Source organism: Streptomyces sp. NPDC058741, assembly GCF_042746715.1.
Classification (GTDB): Bacteria; Actinomycetota; Actinomycetes; order Streptomycetales; family Streptomycetaceae; genus Streptomyces.
The window spans coordinates 1-3,877 of the sequence record NZ_JBHYQH010000099.1; the positions used below are offsets into that span (position 1 = coordinate 1).

Here is a 3,877-nt window from a genome sequence, read left to right on the forward strand (position 1 = left end):
CCCCCACCCCACGGACCACATCCACCAACGACCAGTCCACGAACTCACCCAACGCCTCAGCACACTCACCGAACCGAGACGCGAACACCGGCGACCCATCCAGGAGCTCCACCGCCATCCCCACCCACTGCGCACCCTGCCCCGGAAACACGAACACCGGGCGGACGGACTCACCGCTGTGCGGCGCCACACCCCGGGTCAGGCGCGAGCCGGCGGCACCAACTGCCACTGCGCGCAGCCCCTCCAGCAGAGCCGAGCGGTCGGCGCCGACCACGACGGCACGCTCCTCCAGAGCGGCACGACCGGTGACCAGCGAGTGAGCCACATCGACCGGAGCGATGTCCGTACCCTCCAGCCGGGCCACCAGCCGCGCGGCCTGCTCCCGCAACGCCGCCTCCGAACGAGCCGACACCAGCCACGGAACAGTCACCTCGGGCCGGTCAGCCGACCCCACTCCCCCAGCAGACTCCGGCTCAGGCTCAGACTCCGGCTCTGGCTCCTCCAGGATGACGTGGGCGTTCGTCCCACTGACGCCGAAGGAGGAGACACCTGCCCGGCGAGGTCGGTCGTTCCGCTCCCATGGGCGTGCCTCGGTGAGGATGCGGACCTGTCCGACGGACCAGTCGACGAAGGTGGAGAGTTCGTCCGTGTGCAGGGACTTGGGCAGGGTGCCGTTGCGCATCGCCTGCACCATCTTGATGACCCCGGCCATGCCCGAAGCGGCCTGCGTGTGACCGATGTTGGACTTCACCGACCCCAGCCACAACGGCCGCTCCCCGCCCCGCTCCCGACCGTACGTGGCCAGCAACGCCTGCGCCTCGATCGGATCCCCGAGCCTCGTCCCCGTCCCGTGCGCCTCCACCACGTCCACATCACCCGCGGACAACCCCGCGTCCGCCAACGCCGCACGGATCACCCGCTGCTGCGACAGACCGTTCGGAGCCGTCAACCCGTTCGACGCACCGTCCTGATTGATCGCCGAACCCCGCACCACGGCGAGCACCTGATGCCCGTTCGCCTCGGCGTCCGACAGACGCTCCAGCAGCAGGACGCCGACGCCCTCCGCCATGCCCATGCCGTCGGCCCCCGCGCCGAACGCCTTGCAGCGGCCGTCGACGGCGAGGCCGCGCTGACGGCTGAAGCCGATCAGGCCGACCGGCTCCCCCATGACAGCGGCGCCGCCGGTCAGCGCGAGTGAGCATTCGCCGGACCGCAATGAGCGCATGGCCAGGTGCATGGCGACGAGTGCGGAGGAGCACCCGGTGTCCACGGTCACGGCCGGTCCTTCGAGGCCGAGCGTGTACGAGATGCGGCCGGAGGCGATGCTGGTGACCGTACCGGTGATCAGGTGGCCTTCGAGGCCTTCCGGCACCTCGCCGGACGCTCCGTAGCCCTGGTGGGAGACGCCGACGAAGACACCGGTGTCGCTGCCGTGCAGGCTGTCGGGCGCGATACCCGCCCGCTCCAGGGACTCCCAGGTGGTCTCCAGGAGCAGTCGCTGCTGCGGGTCCATCGCCGTCGCCTCACGCGGCGAGATGCCGAAGAACCCGGCGTCGAACTCGGCCGCGTCGTGCAGGAAGCCGCCGTCGCGGGCATAGGTGGTTCCCGCGCGGTCGGGATCGGGGTCGTACAGACTCTCCACGTTCCAGCCACGGTCGACGGGCAGACCCGTTATGGCGTCGGTCTCCTCGACGACGAGTCGCCAGAGGTCCTCGGGTGAGTGCGCTCCGCCGGGGAAGCGACAGCCCATGGAGACGATGGCGATCGGCTCGTCCTCGTGCAAGGGGCGGGCCGCCGGCACGGCCGGGGGCGCGGAGAGCTGTTCCTCGCTGATGTCGTCGACGAGGTATCCGCGCACGTGACGTACGAGATCGCGGACGTTGGGGTGGTCGAAGACGATCGTGGCGGGCAGGGCCAGGCCGGTGGCCTCGTTGAGCCGGTTGCGCAGTTCGACGGCGGTGAGGGAGTCGAAACCGAGTTCGCGGAAGGCGCGGGTGGCGGCGATGTCGTTGCCGTCGGCGTAGCCGAGGACGGCGGCGACCTGGGCGCGGACCACGTCGGTCAGGGCCCGGTCGCGTTCGGCGGCGGGCAGGGCGGCGAGTTCGGCGCGCAGTCCGCCGCGCCGGTCGGCGGCGCGGTCGAGAACGGCTTCGTCGGCCCGCATCGCCTCGGCGACCTCGGGGACCTCGTGGAGCAGCGGCCTGGGGTGGGCCGCCGTGAAGACGGGGACGAAGCGTGCCCAGTCGATGTCGGCGATCGCGAGGAAGGTCTCGTCGTGGTCGAGTGCCTGCTGGAGGCCGGTCACGGCGATGTCGGCGTCCATGAACGGGATGCCGCGCCACCGCAGTTGCTCGCGCACGACGTTGACGGCCATGCCGCCGCCCTCGGGGCTCCAGATGCCCCACGCCAGCGAGGTGCCGGTCAGCCCGCGGGCCCTGCGGTTCTCGGCGAGGGCGTCGACGTAGGCGTTGGAGGCGGAGTAGGCGCCGTGGTCGCCGCTGCCCCAGGTTCCGGCCACGGACGAGTAGAGGACGAAGGCGTCCAGCCGGTCGTGGTCGAAGAGTTCGTCGAGGTTCGCCGCGCCGAGGAGCTTCGCGCGGGCGCCCTCGGCGAAGAAGTCGAGGTCGGTGTCGGCGAGCGGCGCGAGCATGCCGACGCCCGCGGTGTGCACGACGGAACGGATGGCGGGCCCGTCGGACTCGACCTGCTCGACGAGACGACGGAGCGCGTCCCGGTCGGCCACGTCGCACGCGGCGATGGTCACGCGGCAGCCCAGCTCGACCAACTCCCGTTCCAGCTCGGCGGCCCCGGGGGCGTCCGGTCCGTGCCGGCTGGTGAGCACCAGGTGCTCGGCGCCGTTGCGGGCCAGCAGCCGGGCGGTGTGGGCGCCGAGTCCGCCGGTGCCACCGGTGACGAGCGCGGCGCCGCTGGTGCGCCAGGTGCGCGGCGCGCCTCGGCCTGCGAGAGGGGTGCGGATCAGCCTGCGGACGTATGTTCCTCGCGCGCGCAGGGCGACCTGGTCCTCGTCGCCCCGGGCGGCGAGGAGCGCGGTCAGTGCGCGTGCGGTGGCGTCGTCCACATCCGCCGGCAGGTCGACCAGTCCGCCCCAGAGCCGGGGGTGTTCGAGGGCCACGACTCGGCCGAGGCCCCACAGGGCTCCCTGAACCGGGTGGCGGACGGCGTCGCCCTCGATACCGGTCGCGACGGCACCGCTGGTGAGGAACCACGTCCTGGCCTCGATGCCGGCGTCCAGCAGGCCCTGGACCAGGAGCAGCGAGGAGACCATGGCCGAAGTGGCGCCGGGATGCGCCGGCGCCGGACGCTCGTCCAGCGCCAGCAGGGAGACCACACCCCGCACCGGGGCCGGGTCGGTGTGGGCGACGGCGGAGGCGAGCCGGGAGGCGATCTGGCCGCGGTCGAGGTCGTCGGCGGCCATGATGAAGGTGACGACGGTTGCCCCGGCTCGGCTCAGCGCGCCGGCCACGCCGCTGACCAGCGGAGCCGCCAACTGCTCGGCGGGCACGACGAGCAGCCAGGTGCCGTCGAGCGTGTCGCCGTCCGGTATGTGGTGCGACCGCCACACGATCCGGTAGCGCCAGCTGTCCAGCCGGGCACGGCCCTGCCGTCCCCGGTGCCAGGCGTCGAGTGCGGGAACGAGGTCGCCGAGGCCGTCGGTGCCCTCCAGCCCGAGCGTGCCGGCCAGGGCTTCCAGGTCTCCTTCCTCCACGGTGCGCCAGAACTGCTCCTCGACCGGGTCGGCGCTCACCTGCGCCTTGGGCAGATCCAGCCAGTAACGGCTGCGCTGGAAGGCGTAGGTGGGCAGGTCGACCCGGCGCGGCGACAGCCCCGCGAAGGCAGGCGTCCAGTCGACACGCAG

At 72.4% G+C, this 3,877-nt stretch carries 1 protein-coding gene; it reads right to left on the reverse strand.

The window, feature by feature from the left end; translation table 11 throughout:
- Positions 1 to 3,877, reverse strand: a 3,877-nt coding sequence (locus tag ACFW6P_RS31995; protein WP_386425778.1) for an SDR family NAD(P)-dependent oxidoreductase, incomplete at both ends; no start/stop codon positions are given.